Annotated in this window: 15 protein-coding genes; 4 read left to right on the forward strand and 11 right to left on the reverse strand. The window is 67.6% G+C overall.

Features of this window, described 5'->3' with window-relative positions; genetic code table 11:
• Positions 1 to 7: 7 nt before the first annotated feature.
• The 3 genes from E6O51_RS12570 to E6O51_RS12580 are packed head-to-tail and all read right to left on the reverse strand — an operon-like array spanning position 8 to position 2,150.
• A complete protein-coding gene (locus E6O51_RS12570) occupies positions 8 to 865 on the reverse strand; it encodes a sulfurtransferase (protein WP_136385340.1) in 858 nt (285 codons plus the stop codon).
• Positions 862 to 1,224 carry a SpoIIAA family protein gene (locus E6O51_RS12575; protein WP_136385341.1) on the reverse strand — a complete coding sequence of 121 codons (363 nt, stop codon included), beginning with the start codon at positions 1,222 to 1,224 and terminating at the stop codon, positions 862 to 864. The genes E6O51_RS12570 and E6O51_RS12575 overlap by 4 nt, the downstream gene beginning before the upstream one ends.
• Positions 1,221 to 2,150, reverse strand: a complete 930-nt coding sequence (locus tag E6O51_RS12580; RefSeq protein ID WP_136385342.1) for a DMT family transporter — start codon at positions 2,148 to 2,150, stop codon at positions 1,221 to 1,223. The genes E6O51_RS12575 and E6O51_RS12580 overlap by 4 nt, the downstream gene beginning before the upstream one ends.
• Positions 2,151 to 2,250: 100 nt before the next feature.
• Between E6O51_RS12580 and glpK the strand changes: the two genes are divergently transcribed.
• Together glpK and E6O51_RS12590 are read left to right on the forward strand one after the other, a co-directional pair.
• Positions 2,251 to 3,753: a glycerol kinase GlpK gene (gene glpK, locus E6O51_RS12585; protein WP_136385343.1), complete on the forward strand. Its 1,503-nt coding sequence runs from the start codon at positions 2,251 to 2,253 to the stop codon at positions 3,751 to 3,753.
• Positions 3,750 to 5,300: a glycerol-3-phosphate dehydrogenase/oxidase gene (locus E6O51_RS12590; protein ID WP_136385344.1), complete on the forward strand. Its 1,551-nt coding sequence runs from the start codon at positions 3,750 to 3,752 to the stop codon at positions 5,298 to 5,300. Before glpK ends, E6O51_RS12590 begins: the two co-directional genes overlap by 4 nt.
• On the opposite strand, the gene E6O51_RS12595 is transcribed toward E6O51_RS12590, so the two are convergent.
• Both E6O51_RS12595 and E6O51_RS12600 read right to left on the reverse strand, forming a co-directional pair.
• On the reverse strand, positions 5,285 to 6,625 hold the full coding sequence (locus tag E6O51_RS12595; protein WP_136385345.1) for an ATP-binding protein: 1,341 nt from the start codon (positions 6,623 to 6,625) through the stop codon (positions 5,285 to 5,287). The two genes, E6O51_RS12590 and E6O51_RS12595, sit on opposite strands and share 16 nt — an antisense overlap.
• Positions 6,622 to 7,392, reverse strand: a complete 771-nt coding sequence (locus tag E6O51_RS12600; protein WP_136385346.1) for a response regulator — start codon at positions 7,390 to 7,392, stop codon at positions 6,622 to 6,624. Before E6O51_RS12600 ends, E6O51_RS12595 begins: the two co-directional genes overlap by 4 nt.
• 195 nt (positions 7,393 to 7,587) lie before the next feature.
• On the opposite strand from E6O51_RS12600, the gene E6O51_RS12605 reads away from it, so the two are divergent.
• Positions 7,588 to 8,145: a Spy/CpxP family protein refolding chaperone gene (locus E6O51_RS12605; protein WP_136385347.1), complete on the forward strand. Its 558-nt coding sequence runs from the start codon at positions 7,588 to 7,590 to the stop codon at positions 8,143 to 8,145.
• A 103-nt stretch (positions 8,146 to 8,248) separates the two neighbouring features.
• Here the strand turns inward: E6O51_RS12605 and aceA are convergent, their stop codons facing one another.
• From aceA to clpS, 4 genes are all read right to left on the reverse strand, one after another.
• Entirely contained in the window at positions 8,249 to 9,562 is a 1,314-nt protein-coding gene (aceA, locus tag E6O51_RS12610) for an isocitrate lyase (RefSeq protein ID WP_136385348.1), read from the reverse strand.
• Between the two features lie 291 nt (positions 9,563 to 9,853).
• Positions 9,854 to 10,333, reverse strand: a complete 480-nt coding sequence (rraA, locus tag E6O51_RS12615; RefSeq protein ID WP_136385349.1) for a ribonuclease E activity regulator RraA — start codon at positions 10,331 to 10,333, stop codon at positions 9,854 to 9,856.
• A 106-nt stretch (positions 10,334 to 10,439) separates the two neighbouring features.
• Positions 10,440 to 12,716: an ATP-dependent Clp protease ATP-binding subunit ClpA gene (gene clpA, locus E6O51_RS12620; protein ID WP_136385350.1), complete on the reverse strand. Its 2,277-nt coding sequence runs from the start codon at positions 12,714 to 12,716 to the stop codon at positions 10,440 to 10,442.
• Positions 12,717 to 13,025: an ATP-dependent Clp protease adapter ClpS gene (gene clpS, locus E6O51_RS12625; protein ID WP_136385351.1), complete on the reverse strand. Its 309-nt coding sequence runs from the start codon at positions 13,023 to 13,025 to the stop codon at positions 12,717 to 12,719.
• 448 nt (positions 13,026 to 13,473) lie between these two features.
• Between clpS and E6O51_RS12630 the strand changes: the two genes are divergently transcribed.
• Positions 13,474 to 13,677, forward strand: coding sequence for a cold-shock protein (locus E6O51_RS12630; RefSeq protein WP_136385352.1), 204 nt, complete (start codon positions 13,474 to 13,476; stop codon positions 13,675 to 13,677).
• 134 nt (positions 13,678 to 13,811) lie between these two features.
• Here the strand turns inward: E6O51_RS12630 and rpmG are convergent, their stop codons facing one another.
• Positions 13,812 to 13,979 (reverse strand): 50S ribosomal protein L33, encoded by a 168-nt coding sequence (gene rpmG, locus E6O51_RS12635; RefSeq protein WP_107493707.1) that lies wholly within the window; start codon positions 13,977 to 13,979, stop codon positions 13,812 to 13,814.
• Between the two features lie 40 nt (positions 13,980 to 14,019).
• Positions 14,020 to 14,256, reverse strand: coding sequence for a 50S ribosomal protein L28 (rpmB, locus tag E6O51_RS12640; protein WP_136385353.1), 237 nt, complete (start codon positions 14,254 to 14,256; stop codon positions 14,020 to 14,022).
• Between the last annotated feature and the right edge of the window lie 35 nt (positions 14,257 to 14,291).

The raw sequence follows: 14,291 nt of genomic DNA on the forward strand, positions 1-14,291 counted from the left end.
GTCGCCCTTACTGCGGACCGGTGGTGACCGGCCGGGTCGGATCGGCGCACCACTCGCTCCAGGAGCCCGGATACAGGCGCGAGCCGGTGAGGCCCGCGCTCTCCATGGCCAACTGGTTGTGGCAGGCCGTCACCCCCGAGCCGCACTGATGCACGACCTTGCGCGGATCGCGCCCGCGCAGCACGGTGGCGAATTCCTCGCGCAGCACCGAAGCCTGCTTGAAGCGCCCGTCCGCGCCCAGGTTGTCCTTGAAGAAGCGGTTCAGCGCGCCCGGAATGTGGCCGCCGACGGGGTCCAGGTTCTCGTTTTCGCCGCGGAAGCGGTCCGGGCTGCGGGCGTCCACCAGCACCATGTCCGGGTGGCCGAGATGCTGCTCCACGTAGGCGGCATTGACCGCGCCGGCAGGCTGCAGCACCGGTTCGAAACGGGCGGGCACGGCGCGGGGTAGTTCGGTGGTCAACACCTTGGCGGCCGCGCACCAGGCCTGGAAGCCGCCGTCGAGCACGGCGACCGGATGGTGTCCCATCCAGCGCAGCAGCCACCACAGGCGCGCCGCGAACATGCCGCCGGCGTCGTCGTAGGCCACCACCTGGGTGTCCCGGTCCACGCCGCACGCGCCCAGGCGGTGCGCCAGGCGTTCCGGGTCCGGCAGCGGGTGGCGGCCGTTGGTGCCCGTCATGGGGCCGGACAGGTCCTCGTCCAGGTGGAAGAACCACGCTCCCGGCAGATGGCCGCGTTCGTAGGCTTCGCGGCCGAAGGACGGATTGGCCAGATCGTGGCGGCAGTCGATCAGGCACCACCGCGGCTGGCCGAGGTGGTGGGCCAGTTCGTTGGCCTCGATCAGCGTGGTGAATGCGTTCGTCACTGCGCGGGCGCCTCCGCTTCCGCCAGCCAGGCGCGCGCCTCGTCCTCGTCCTGGAACACCAGGATGTCCGCTTCGACGAAGATCTGCGTGAGCCACGCGCTCCAGGTCAGCCACTGGTCGTCGGTCAGCACGGCGACACGGCCGAAATCATGGGAATGGCGGCGCGAGAACTTGATCTCCTCCCACGCCACGTCGAGGGTGAAGCCGGCCATCTCGCGCAGGTCGAAGAGCAGATTCACCGGCCCCTCGAACTTGATCTTGTAATTGACCAGTTCCTCGAACTCCTTGTAGTCGGCCAGCGTGAACTCGCCGAAGACCGAGACGGCGACGAGGTGCGGGCCGTGGTCGATGCTGATCATGGCAGCCTCCGGAAGGCGGGTGGATCGTGCGGACTACTATAGCCCTCGCCGCCGGGGCGTTCAATTGGCGGGCCGGGGCGCCGGGCCGGGCTGCGCGTGGCGAGGCTGGTCATCACGCCGCTGGCGACGATGAGGGCGATCGCCAGCAGCGCGGCCGGCGGCAGGGTCTCGTCCCACAGCAGCATGCCGAACAGGCTGGAGAAGATCACCGTGGTGTAGGCCAGACTGGCCGAGACGATGGTCTTGCCCAGGCGGTAGGCGCGGGTCATCGCCAGTTGCGCGCCGCCGCCGAACAGGCCGATGCCGGCGATCACCAGCACGCCGCGCAGGTCGAGCGTGGCGAGATTGCCGCCGGCCACCAGCCACGGCAGGCCGAGCAGCGCGGTGAGCGCGGAGAACCAGAACACCGTGCGTACCTCCGGTTCGCCGGCGCGGCCCAGTTCGCGCACGCTGACGTAGGCCAGGCTGGACACCAGGCCGGCCCCCAGGCCGACCAGCGCACCCAGCCATTGATCCGCCTGCAGCGTCGGGCGCAGCAGCAGGACGATGCCGACGAAGCCCGTGCCCACCGCCAGCAGCACGCCGGGCCGCAGCCGTTCGCCGAACATCAGCGCCAGCAGCAGGGCGACGAAGATCGGCGACGTGTACGACAGGGTGACCGCGGTGGCCAGCGGCAGCAGGCCGATGGCGACGAAGTAGCACATCAGCGCGAACGAGCCCGACAGCCCGCGCGACAACTGCAGCCGCCACAGGGGCGTGGCCAGGCGCACGCCCTGCGCGCGGGCGAGCACGCCGACCATCAGCACGCCGACCAGGCCGCGCCAACTCACCATCTCGCCCGCGGAGAACTGCGTGCTGCCGAGCTTCACGCATACGCCCATACAGGCGAACAGCAGGCTGGCGACGATCATCCAGAGGGATTGCATGGCGGTCCGTATTGCAGTGCGGCAAAAAACGCGATCATAGCCGCTTGTGCCATCCCCTGCCGTTCGCGGTAAGCTGCCGGCATCCACGGGAGACTTGCGCATGGGCTATCTGCTGACCCTGGACCAGGGCACGACCAGTTCCCGGGCGATGGTGTTCGATGCCGAGGGCAGGGTGCGCGGCGTCGCCCAGCGCGAATACGTCCAGCACTATCCGCGCCCGGGCTGGGTGGAGCACGATCCGCAGGACATCCTCGCCACCCAGTTCGACTGTGCCCGCCAGGTGCTGGCCGACACGGGCGTCACCGCGGCCGAACTGGCCGGCATCGGCATCACCAACCAGCGCGAGACCTCGTTGCTGTGGGAGCGCGCCAGCGGTCGCGCGCTGGCCCCGGCCATCGTGTGGCAGGACCGCCGTACTGCCGCCGCCTGCGAGCGCCTGCGGGCGCAGGGGCTGGCACCTCTGGTGCGCGAGCGCACCGGCCTGGAGCTGGACCCCTATTTTTCCGCCACCAAGCTCGCCTGGCTGCTGGACCACGTGCCCGGCGCGCGGGCACGTGCGGAAGCCGGGGAGCTCGCCTTCGGCACGGTGGATAGCTGGCTGGTCTGGCATCTCACCGGCGGGCGGCTGCATGTCACCGACTGCAGCAACGCCTCGCGCACCCTGCTCTACGACATCCACCGTGGCGACTGGGACGCCGAGCTGTGCGCCGCGCTGGGCATTCCGCCCGCCCTGTTGCCGCACGTGGTGGACAGCATCGGCGTGTGCGGCGAGACCGACCCGGCCGTGCTCGGCGCGGCGGTGCCCATCGCCGGCATCGCGGGCGACCAGCAGGCCGCCACCTTCGGCCAGGCCTGCTTCGCGCCTGGCATGGCGAAGAACACCTATGGCACGGGCTGCTTCCTGGTGATGAACACCGGCAGCCGGCCGGTGACCTCCAGCCACCGCCTGCTGACGACGGTGGGATGGCGCGGACGGGGGCTCGTCGCCTATGCGCTGGAAGGCAGCATCTTCATGGGCGGCGCCATCGTCCAGTGGCTGCGGGACGGCCTCGGCCTGATCCGCAGCGCGGCCGAGATCGAGGCGCTCGCCGCCAGCGTGCCGGACAGCGGCGGCGTGGTGCTGGTGCCGGCCTTCACCGGACTGGGCGCACCCTGGTGGGACGCCTATGCCCGCGGCACGCTGATCGGGCTGACCCGCGGCAGCACGGCGGCCCACGTGGCGCGCGCCGCGCTGGAAGCCATCGCCCTGCAGACGGTGGACCTGGTCGAGGCGATGAAGGGCGACGGCGCCGCGCCCCTCACCGAACTGCGCGTGGACGGCGGCGCGGCGGCCAACGACCTGCTGATGCAGATCCAGGCCGACCTGCTCGGCGTGCCGGTGGTGCGTTCGCGCATGCTGGAAACCACCGCCCTGGGCGCCGCCTGCATGGCCGGGCTGGGGGTGGGGATGTGGAGCGGCACGGACGAGCTGACCGCGCGCTGGCAGGCCGAACGGCGCTTCGAGCCGGCACAGCCGGCGGCCCGCTGCGAGGCCCTTCGGGCGCGCTGGCACCGCGCCGTCGAGCGCAGCCGTGGTTGGGCCGAGGAGGACGAGGAAGGATGAGTCCTCCGGCCGATCTCTCCCGCGCGGTCCTGCTCGGCCGCCTGGCTGAGGCGCGGGTCTGGGACGTGGTGGTGATCGGCGGCGGCTCCACCGGGCTGGGCTGCGCGGTCGATGCCGCGGCGCGCGGCTACGCCACGCTGTTGCTTGAGGCGCACGATTTCGCCAAGGGCACCAGCTCGCGCGCCACCAAGCTGATCCACGGCGGCGTGCGCTATCTCGCCCAGGGCAATCTGCCGCTGGTGCGCGAGGCGCTCGCCGAACGGGCCGTTCTGCTCGCCAACGCGCCGCATCTGGTGCATCCGCAGCGTTTCGTGGTGCCGGCCTACCACTGGTACGACAGGCCGATGCTGGGCGTGGGTCTGGGCCTTTACGACCTGCTCGCCGGCGCCCGCGGCCTCGGCCGCTGCCGCGTGCTCGACCCGGCGCGCACGGTGGCGGCCCTGCCCACCGTCAATCCGCAGGGGCTGTGCGGCGGCATCGCCTACTGGGACGCGCGCTTCGACGATGCGCGCATGGCTGTGGCGCTGATGCGCACGCTCCTCGATCTTGGCGGGCTCGCCCTCAACCACATGCCGGTGCAGGGGCTGATGGTCGAGGATGGCAAGGTGCGCGGCGTGCACGCGGTCGACGGGGAGACCGGCACGGCCTTCAAGGTGGCGGCCCGCGTGGTGATCAACGCCACCGGCGTGTGGGCCGACGCCGTGCGGCGCTGGGAACGCCCCCGGGCGCCGGCGCTGCTGCGCCCCAGCCAGGGCGTGCATGTGGTGGTCGGGCACGAATTCCTGCCCGGCACCGATGCCATGCTGGTGCCCAGGACCGAGGACGGCCGGGTGCTGTTTGCGATTCCGTGGCAGGGCCGCGTGCTGCTCGGCACCACCGATACGCCGCGCCCGGACCTGCCGCTGGAGCCGCGGCCGCTGGAGGGCGAGGTGGATTTCATCCTCGCCACCGCGGGGCGTTACCTCGCCCGTGCGCCCACGCGTGCGGACGTGACCAGTGTGTTCGTCGGCCTGCGCCCGCTGATCGGCGCCGGCGACGCCTCGCCCACCCGCAGCCTGTCGCGAGAACATGTGATCGAAGTCTCGTCCGGCGGACTGGTCAGCATCACCGGCGGCAAATGGACTACCTACCGTCACATGGGGGCGGATGCGGTGGACAGCGCGCGTTCGGTGGCTGGCCTGCCGGCGCGGGATTCGGTGACCGCAGACCTGCGCCTGCACGGCACGACCGCCGGCCCCAGCGACGACCCCTACGGCAGCGACCGCGCCGAGGTGCAAGCGCTGCCCGGCGCCGGCATTCCCATCCTAGACGGGTTGGACCTGAGCGAGGCCGAGGTGCGCTTCGCCGTGCGCCGCGAACTGGCGCGCACCGTGGAGGACGTGCTGGCGCGCCGCCACCGGGCCCTGTTCGTCGATGCCGCGCTGGCCGCCGCGGCCGCGCCGCGGGTGGCCGCCCTGCTGGCGGAGGAGTTGGAGCGCGACGAAGCCTGGGCCGCCGCCCAGGTGGCGGCGTTCGAGGCCCTGGCGGCGGGTTACCGGCTGGCCTGAGGGCGGGCGCCGCCCAGCAGCGTCACGGTGGCGAGCAGCCCGCCGTCAGGGTGGTTCGCCAGGCTCACTTCGCCGCCCTGGGCGCGCAGCAGGTTGCGCGCGATGGCGAGCCCGAGGCCGGTGCCGCCGGTTTCCCGGTTGCGCGAGGACTCGGTGCGGTAGAAGGGTTCGAATACCTTTTCCAGCTCCTCGGCGGGCAGGCCGGGGCCGTGGTCGTGGATGTGCAGGACGGTGTTTTTCGCCGTCTGTTCCACGTCGATATCCACGCGTTCGCCGAATTTGATTCCGTTTTCCACCAGATTCCACAAGGCGCGACGCAACGCCACCGGCTGGGCCGGGCAGGGCGCCGCGGCCCGGCCGCTGACCGCCACGGCCCAGCCCATCTCCGCCGCATCGTTGGCGAGGGCTTCCAGCAGACCGTTGATGTCCACCGGCTGCAGCGGCGCGCTGCTGTCGCGGCTGCGTGCGTAGTCCAGCCCCTCGCGTATCAGTGCCTGCATGGCGTCGAGGTCGGCCTGGAAGCGGGTGCGCAGATCGTCGTCGTCGACCATTTCGGCGCGCAGGCGCAGGCGGGTGATGGGTGTCTGCAGATCGTGGGAGATGGCCGCCAGGATGCGCGTGCGTTCGGTGATGTGTTCGCGCACGCGCTGCTGCATCTGGTTGAACGCGCCCGCGGCCTGGGCGACTTCGGTGGGGCCGCGGGTGTCCAGCGGCGGGCTGCGGTCGGGTTCCTCGCCGAGCCGGCGCGCGGCCTCCGCCATGCGCGACAGGGGCCGGGTGGCGATGCGCACTGCCACCCAGGTCAGCACCAGCACGCCGCCCACCAGAGCGAGTAGGGCGGAGAGCAGCCGTTCCGGCGCTGGTAGGGAAAACTCCGGCGTGGGCGGAATGCCGGGCAGGCGCACGTGCAGCGGGCTGCCGTCGGCGAGGCGCACGGTGACCAGCAGGGCGCCGTGGGGGCCTTCGCCGCGGTGATGGACGTAGAGCGCGATGTCGCGCTCGGGCATGGCGGCGCGCAGTGCGGGCACCAGCGGGTGGTTGCGCGGCAGTTCGCGCAGGTGGTCGGGCAGGGGGCGCAGCGACAGGCGCAGACGGCGGCGGCCCAGTTCCTCGATCCAGCGCTCGCGCTCGGCCGGGCCGAGGCGGTCGAGCACGTCGGCGGTGGCAGCGATCTGCTGGGCGATGCCTTCGAAGAGCGCGCTGCGTCCGACGCGGTCGCGCTCGCCGACGAAAAGCGCGAAGCTCACCGCCAGCACCAGCGCGATACCCACTAACCAGATCAACATGAGGCGGGCGAACAGGCTGCGCGGCAGGGGCAGCTTCATCGGGCCTTCCCTTCCGCGCTGGCGGCGACCGCGCTGACCTCGCAGGCCAGCACGTAGCCTTCGTTGCGCACGGTCTTGATGATGGCCGGCTCGCGTGCGTTGTCGGCCAGACGCTGGCGCAGGCGGCTCACCAGCAGGTCGATGGAGCGGTCGAACACGTCGGCCTCGCGGCCCTGGGTGAGTTCCATCAACTGGTCGCGGCTCAGTACACGCTGCGGGTGGGCGAGGAACACGCCCAGCATGCGGTATTCGGCGCCGGACAGGGGCACCACGGTGCCGGCGCTGTCGATCAGGTGGCGGTTCGCCGTATCGAGCCGCCAGTGGGCGAAATGCAGTTCGCGCGCGTTGGCCGGCGGGGCGGCTTCCAGGTTGGGCGGGAGCGCCCGGGCGCGGCGCAGGATGGCGCGGATGCGGGCGTACAGCTCGCGCGGCACGAAGGGCTTGGGCAGGTAGTCGTCGGCGCCCATCTCCAGGCCGATGATGCGGTCCATGTCCTCGCCGCGCGCAGTCAGCATCAGGATGGGGATGTTGGCCTGGGGGCCGCCGCCGGCGCGCAGGTTGCGGCACAGGCTCAGGCCGTCCTCGCCCGGCATCATCAGGTCGAGCACGATCAGGTCGATGCGGTGGCGTTCGAGGGTGGCCTTCATCTCGCGCCCGTCGGCGGCCGCGGTGCAGCGCAGTCCCTGCTTTTCCAGATAGTCGGCGAGCAGGCTGCGGATCTCGCGGTCGTCGTCTACGATCAGCACGTGGTCTTGCTGGTTGCTCATGGGGCGTTCTCCTTGGCCGGCATATTAAGCCTGCGGCCCTGCGGTTTTGTATCCCAGCGTATCCGCCGCGGGGGTAGAGACATGGGGGTGCAAAACGGCGGCCTGCGGACAAATGCGGCTTACATCCGGGTGATGAAATGGCTCCGTCGCCCGAGACAGCGGGCGCAAGGAACCGACAACGGAAAGGAGAACACCATGAAGACCTGGATGAAGACCACCCTGGCTGCCTCCCTGATCGCCATCACCGGCGTGGGTGCCACTGCGGCCCTGGCGCGCGGCGGCGATTGCGACGGCTTCGGTCCGCACGGCGGCAAGGCCGGCTGGCACCGCGGGGCGCCCGAGGACATGCAGAAGCGCATGGCCGAACGCGCCGAATTGCGTCTGGCACGCCTGGAACTGGCGCTCGCGCTCACGCCCCAGCAGCAGCCGGCGTGGAGCGCGTTCAAGAGCACGCTGGCCGGCCAGGCCGAGCGCACCTCCGCCGAATGGGCCAAGCGCGCGCAGCAGGAAGCGCCGAAGACCGCGCCCGAACGCCTGCAGCGCGCGGAAGAGCTGGGCAAGCTGCGCCAGGCCGAGTTGGCCGAGACGCGCAAGGCGGTGGAAAGCTTCTACGCCACGCTGTCGGATGCGCAGAAGAAGGTGTTCGACGCCGATTTCGGCGGCAGGGGGCCCGGCGGCAAGGGCGGTCACTACGGCGGTCCGCGCGGCGACGGTCCGCGCGACGGCGGCAAGAGGGGCGTTGAGCGCGGCTGAATCCCGGTAGTCGCCCGTTAAAGCACAAGGCCACCGCATACGGTGGCCTTGTTGCGTTGTGCTCTGTAGCCTGCCGGCATGGGCCGGCAGGCGCATGCCCGTCTTAGTGGAACTGCTCTTCTTCGGTGGAGCCGGTCAGTGCCTTGACGCTGGACGAGCCGCCCTGGATGACGGTGGTCACATCGTCGAAGTAGCCGGCGCCGACTTCCTGCTGGTGCGACACGAAGGTGTAGCCTTGGTCACGGGCGGCGAATTCCGGTTGCTGAACCTGTTCCACGTAGTGCTTCATGCCTTCGCCGCGGGCGTAGTCGTGCGCGAACTTGAAGGTATTGAACCAGTTGATGTGGATGCCGGCCAGGGTGATGAACTGGTACTTGTAGCCCAGCGCCGAGAGTTCGTCCTGGAAGCGGGCGATGGTCTTGTCGTCCAGGTTCTTCTTCCAGTTGAAGGACGGCGAGCAGTTGTAGGACAGCAGCTTGCCCGGATGGGCGGCCAGCACGGCCTGAGCGAACTCGCGGGCGAAGCCCAGGTCCGGGGTGCCGGTTTCACACCACACCAGGTCGGCGTAGGGGGCGTAGGCGACGCCGCGGCTGATGGCCTGTTCCAGACCGTTCTTGACGCGGTAGAAACCTTCCTGGGTGCGTTCGCCGGTCAGGAAGGGCTTGTCGTTGGCGTCGTGGTCGGAGGTCAGCAGGTTGGCAGCCTCAGCGTCGGTACGGGCCAGGATCAGGGTCGGCACGCCCATGACGTCGGCGGCGAAACGCGCGGCGATCAGCTTTTCGACGGCTTCCTGGGTCGGCACCAGCACCTTGCCGCCCATGTGGCCACACTTCTTCACCGCGGCGAGCTGGTCTTCGAAGTGCACGCCCGCGGCACCGGCGGCGATCATGTTCTTCATCAGTTCGAAGGCGTTCAGCACGCCGCCGAAGCCGGCTTCCGCGTCGGCCACGATGGGCAGGAAGTAGTCGACGAATTCCTTGTCGCCCGGGTTGATACCGCGGGACCACTGAATTTCGTCAGCGCGCTTGAAAGTGTTGTTGATGCGGCGAACCATGGTCGGCACGGAATCGTAGGCGTACAGCGACTGGTCCGGATACATGGTTTCGGAGGTATTGCCGTCGGCGGCGACCTGCCAGCCGGACAGGTACACGGCTTCCAGGCCGGCCTTGGCCTGCTGCATGGCCTGGCCCGCGGTGATCGCGCCGAAGGCATTCACGTAGCCCTTCTTGGCGCCGCCGTTGACCTTTTCCCACAGCTTTTGCGCGCCGCGCTGGGCCAGGGTGTATTCGGGCTGCAGGCTGCCGCGCAGGCGGACCACGTCGGCGGCGGCGTAGCCGCGTTTGGTGCCCTTCCAACGGGGGTTTTCGGCCCAGTCCTTTTCGAGGGCGGCGATTTGCTGTTCGCGGGTCAGAGTCATGTCGATTCCTTACTGGCTGACGATGGATCGGGTGGGGAGGTCTGCCTGCCGGCCGTGGCCGGAAGCGTTCTCTTCGTCTCGGTGCCCTGCGGAATGCGGCCGGCAAGGCATCGAACGCCAAAACAGTATAGGAAGAATCTGGCTCTGCAACAATGGGTCTTATATAAGATATAAGAAAAAAATTCTACATATTAAACAGTGTGTTGTGAACGTGTTTTCACTATAAGAAACGAAAACCGACTCTGTGAAATGGTGAACTGGTGCGCCGCACAGCGGCGGCGCCGTTCCGGGTCAGAGCAGGCCCTGCTCGGCGACGATCACGCCGTCCTCGTCCGCATAGACGTGATGCCCCGGCACGAAGGTGACGCCGCCGAAGGTAACGGGGATGTCGCGCTCGCCCACGCCGCGCTTGATGCTCTTCAGCGGGTGGGTGGCCAGCGCGAAGGCGCCGATGTCCATGCCGCCGATGGCCTTCGAGTCGCGGATGCAGCCATATACGATGACGCCGGCCCAGCCGTTCTTGACCCCCAGCAAGGCGAGTTGGTCGCCCACCAGCGCGCAGCGCAGCGAGCCACCGCCGTCGATCACCAGCACGCGGCCCTCGCCGGGGCCTTCCAGCGCGGTGCGTACCAGCGAGTTGTCCTCGAAGACCTTCAGCGTGGCAATCGGGCCGCCGAAAGCGGTGCGTCCGCCGTAGCTGCGGAACAGGGGGGCGACTACGTGCACGCGGCCTTCGTTGGCGTCGCACAGGTCGGCGGTCTGGATGTCCATGGCATCTCCCGGGAGGGTTGAGGGATACGCGGATGATAAACCAGCCGCCAGCACAAAAAGGAAGCGGCCCATTGCGGGCCGCTTCGTGGCGCGGGATGGGGCGCGGTCAGACGGTGGCGACCTCTTCCTCGTCGAAGGAGAGCTTCACCTTGCCGTCGTCGTCCAGGTCGATGGTCACCTTGCCGCCATTGACTAGGCGCCCGAACAGCAGTTCGTCGGCCAGCGCGGAGCGGATGGTGTCCTGGATCAGGCGGGCCATCGGGCGCGCACCCATCAGCGGATCGAAGCCGTTTTCGGCCAGCCAGGCCTTGAGCTCGTCGGTGAAGTGGGCTTCCACCTTCTTCTCGTGCAACTGGCCTTCCAGCTCGATGAGGAACTTGTCCACCACCCGCATGATGATCTCGTTGTCCAGCGCCTTGAAGGAGATCGTGGCATCCAGCCGGTTGCGGAACTCGGGCGAGAACATGCGCTTGATCTCCGCCATCTCGTCGCCCACCTCGCGCTTGGCGGAGAAGCCGATCACCGCCTTCTGCATGGCCTCGGCGCCCGCGTTGGTGGTCATGATGATGATCACGTTGCGGAAATCCGCCTGCCGGCCGTTGTTGTCGGTCAGCGTGCCGTGGTCCATGACCTGCAGCAGGATGTTGTAGATGTCCGGATGCGCCTTCTCGATCTCGTCCAGCAGCAGCACGCAATGCGGCTTCTTGGTGATCGCTTCGGTGAGCAGCCCGCCCTGGTCGAAACCGACGTATCCCGGCGGTGCGCCGATCAGCCGGCTCACGGCGTGGCGCTCCATGTACTCCGACATGTCGAAGCGCACCAACTCGATGCCGAGCGTATAGGCGAGCTGGCGAGCGACCTCGGTCTTGCCTACACCGGTGGGGCCGGAGAACAGGAAGGAGCCGATGGGCTTGGCCGGGTTGCCCAGGCCGGAGCGCGACATCTTGATGGCCTTGGCGAGCGCCTCGATGGCTTCGTCCTGGCCGAACACCACGTTCTTCAGATCCCGGTCCAGCGTCTTCAGCGCGGCCTTGTCGTCGTTGGACACGGTGCGCGGCGGGATGCGCGCGATCTTGGCGACGATCTCCTCGATCTCGTTCTTGCCGATGGTCTTCTTCTGCCGGGATTTGGGCAGGATGCGCTGGGCCGCACCGGCCTCGTCGATGACGTCGATGGCCTTGTCCGGCAGGTGACGGTCGTTGATGTATTTGGCCGACAGTTCCGCCGCGCTCGACAGGGCCGCGGTGGAATACTTGATGCCATGGTGCTCCTCGAAGCGGCTCTTGAGTCCCTTGAGGATTTCCACCGTCTCGGCCACGGTCGGCTCGACCACGTCGATCTTCTGGAACCGGCGCGACAACGCGTGATCCTTCTCGAAGATCTGGCGGTATTCGGTGTAGGTGGTCGCGCCGATGCACTTCAATTGGCCGGAGGAGAGCGCCGGCTTGAGCAGGTTGGACGCATCCAGCGTGCCGCCCGAGGCCGCACCCGCGCCGATCAGGGTGTGGATCTCGTCGATGAACAGGATGGCGTTCTGGTGCTCGACCAGTTGCTTGAGCACCGCCTTCAGGCGCTGTTCGAAGTCGCCGCGGTACTTGGTGCCGGCCAGCAGGGCGCCCATGTCGAGTGCATAGACCTGGGCGTCTTCGAGGATTTCCGGCACCCGGCCTTCCACGATGCGGCGCGCCAGGCCTTCAGCGATGGCGGTCTTGCCGACGCCGGCCTCGCCGACCAGCAGCGGATTGTTCTTGCGCCGCCGGCACAGGGTCTGGATGACGCGCTCGACTTCCTTCTCGCGTCCGATCAGCGGATCGATCTTGCCCACCAGCGCCTGCTGGTTGAGGTTCTGCGTGTAGTTTTCCAGCGCACCGCCGGCGGACTGGGGTTCCTGCTCCTGCTCGCCCTGTTCCGCGGGCTCGCTCCGGTTTGGTGCGCTCGCACCGTGCTGGGGCGTCTTGGCAATGCCATGGGAGATGTAGTTCACCACGTCCAGACGCGAGATGTTCTGCCGTTGCAGGAAGTACACCGCGTGGGAATCCTTTTCGCCGAAGATGGCCACCAGCACATTGGCGCCGGTGACTTCCTTCTTGCCCGAGGATTGAACGTGGAGGATCGCGCGCTGAATGACGCGCTGGAAGCCGAGGGTGGGCTGCGTGTCGATTTCGTCGCTGCCTTCCACCTTGGGCGTGTGCTCGTTGATGAAGCCGGTCAGCTCACGGCGCAGTTCGTCGATGTTGGCGTTGCAGGCACGCAACACCTCCGCCGCCGACGGATTGTCGAGCAGGGCTAGTAGCAAATGCTCCACGGTGATGAATTCGTGTCGCTTTTGCCTCGCCTCGACGAAGGCCATGTGCAGGCTGACTTCAAGCTCTTGCGCGATCATTCAGTTTTCCTCCATCACGCATGCCAGCGGATGCTGGTGCTGGCGAGCAAAGGAGACGACCTGTTCCACCTTGGTCGATGCGATGTCCCTCGGGAAGACGCCGCATACCCCCATGCCCTCTCTGTGGACTTGGAGCATGACCCGCGTGGCACGTTCGCGGTCCATGCCGAAAAATTTCTGCAACACGACGACAACGAAATCCATTGGTGTGAAGTCGTCGTTGAGCAATAGCACCTTGTATAACGGCGGAGGTCTGGTGCTTGTACGTTCCGCCTCGAGTACGAACTCGTCCTGCTTGTGCGTGGCCATGCAACCCATTCTAATCAAGTCGAAGCAGAGTGCAACAGCGCCGCCTTGGCTTCTATCTGGGGGTTCCGTGCCGAAATACAACAGCCTTTCGACGCCCGTTTCGGTGCACCGCAAACGGCACCATTCGCAATGAGTGCAAGCCAATCCCGTGCCAGTTTGCACGGCGGTCGGTGGAGCGATCCGGGTCGTGTTGCAGCGCGCAAGCGCCGGGGGTGAAGAAATGCGGAAGAAATGCTTGACGCTGTGCCGTCAGTTGCGTAAAAGCACTTCCGTATGTCGTGCAAGGTGCAACGCGCTGGCTCCGTCTGGTGTGGCTACGCGTGCAGTCTGCGCCAGGGGGGCTGCGTCGGTTCTTCCGTTGCGGCAGTGCTGGTTCCGGGTCCTTCGCATCGACATGCCCGCCGGGCTACCCGGTACGTTTCGTGCACTCTTGAAGGATTGACGCAATATGGCAACTGGCACTGTTAAGTGGTTCAACGACGCCAAGGGTTTTGGTTTCATCACCCCGGACGACGGCAGCGAAGATCTCTTCGCGCATTTTTCCGCGATCAACATGGGCGGCTTCAAGACCCTGAAGGAAGGCGAGAAGGTCTCCTTCGAGGTCACCCAGGGCCCCAAGGGTAAGCAGGCTTCCAACATCCAGAAGGTGTAAGAAGCCGGTCAATCGCGGAACGCCGTACCGCTGCGTTGCAGTAGCCGGGTACGGTTCCCCAAAGACAAGAGGCCGCCGGAATTCCGGCGGCCTCTTGTCGTCTGGAGCGCTCTCGCCCCGGTGGGGCGTGCTGCTTACTTCAGCTTGATTTCCTTGTACAGGACGTGCTTGCGCGCGACCGGATCGTACTTCTTGAACTCGAGCTTCTGCGGGGTGGTGCGCTTGTTCTTCGAGGTGGTGTAGAAGTGGCCGGTGCCGGCAGTCGACTCCAGCTTGATCTTCTCGCGAATGCCTTTTGCCATGTTGCTCTCCGTTCAGTGCGTGGCGAGTCCGGGGACGGCCTCAGATTTTCTCGCCGCGGGCGCGAAGTTCGGCAACGACTTCGTCAATGCCCTTCTTGTCGATGGTGCGCAGGCCGGCATTCGACACACGCAGGCTGATCCAGCGGTTCTCGGCCTCGCTCCAGAACCGGCGGTTCTGCAGGTTGGGGAGGAAACGACGCTTGGTCTTGTTGTTGGCGTGGGAAACATGATTTCCCACCATCGGTGCTTTACCGGTCACTTGGCAGACGCGAGCCATACGATGCTCCAGGGAATTCGGATTGCGAAAACCGC

This window comes from Pseudothauera rhizosphaerae (assembly GCF_004801305.1).
In the GTDB taxonomy this organism is placed as follows: domain Bacteria; phylum Pseudomonadota; class Gammaproteobacteria; order Burkholderiales; family Rhodocyclaceae; genus Pseudothauera; species Pseudothauera rhizosphaerae.

Bases quoted from the DNA above. Each gene is read 5' to 3' on its own strand.
- E6O51_RS12575 (WP_136385341.1), bottom strand. From the start codon at position 1,224: ATGATCAGCATCGACCACGGCCCGCACCTCGTCGCCGTCTCGGTCTTC.
- E6O51_RS12580 (WP_136385342.1), bottom strand. From the start codon at position 2,150: ATGCAATCCCTCTGGATGATCGTCGCCAGCCTGCTGTTCGCCTGTATG.
- glpK (WP_136385343.1), top strand. From the start codon at position 2,251: ATGGGCTATCTGCTGACCCTGGACCAGGGCACGACCAGTTCCCGGGCG.
- E6O51_RS12590 (WP_136385344.1), top strand. From the start codon at position 3,750: ATGAGTCCTCCGGCCGATCTCTCCCGCGCGGTCCTGCTCGGCCGCCTG.
- E6O51_RS12595 (WP_136385345.1), bottom strand. From the start codon at position 6,625: ATGAAGCTGCCCCTGCCGCGCAGCCTGTTCGCCCGCCTCATGTTGATC.
- E6O51_RS12600 (WP_136385346.1), bottom strand. From the start codon at position 7,392: ATGAGCAACCAGCAAGACCACGTGCTGATCGTAGACGACGACCGCGAG.
- E6O51_RS12605 (WP_136385347.1), top strand. From the start codon at position 7,588: ATGAAGACCTGGATGAAGACCACCCTGGCTGCCTCCCTGATCGCCATC.
- aceA (WP_136385348.1), bottom strand. From the start codon at position 9,562: ATGACTCTGACCCGCGAACAGCAAATCGCCGCCCTCGAAAAGGACTGG.
- rraA (WP_136385349.1), bottom strand. From the start codon at position 10,333: ATGGACATCCAGACCGCCGACCTGTGCGACGCCAACGAAGGCCGCGTG.
- clpA (WP_136385350.1), bottom strand. From the start codon at position 12,716: ATGATCGCGCAAGAGCTTGAAGTCAGCCTGCACATGGCCTTCGTCGAG.
- clpS (WP_136385351.1), bottom strand. From the start codon at position 13,025: ATGGCCACGCACAAGCAGGACGAGTTCGTACTCGAGGCGGAACGTACA.
- E6O51_RS12630 (WP_136385352.1), top strand. From the start codon at position 13,474: ATGGCAACTGGCACTGTTAAGTGGTTCAACGACGCCAAGGGTTTTGGT.
- rpmG (WP_107493707.1), bottom strand. From the start codon at position 13,979: ATGGCAAAAGGCATTCGCGAGAAGATCAAGCTGGAGTCGACTGCCGGC.
- rpmB (WP_136385353.1), bottom strand. From the start codon at position 14,256: ATGGCTCGCGTCTGCCAAGTGACCGGTAAAGCACCGATGGTGGGAAAT.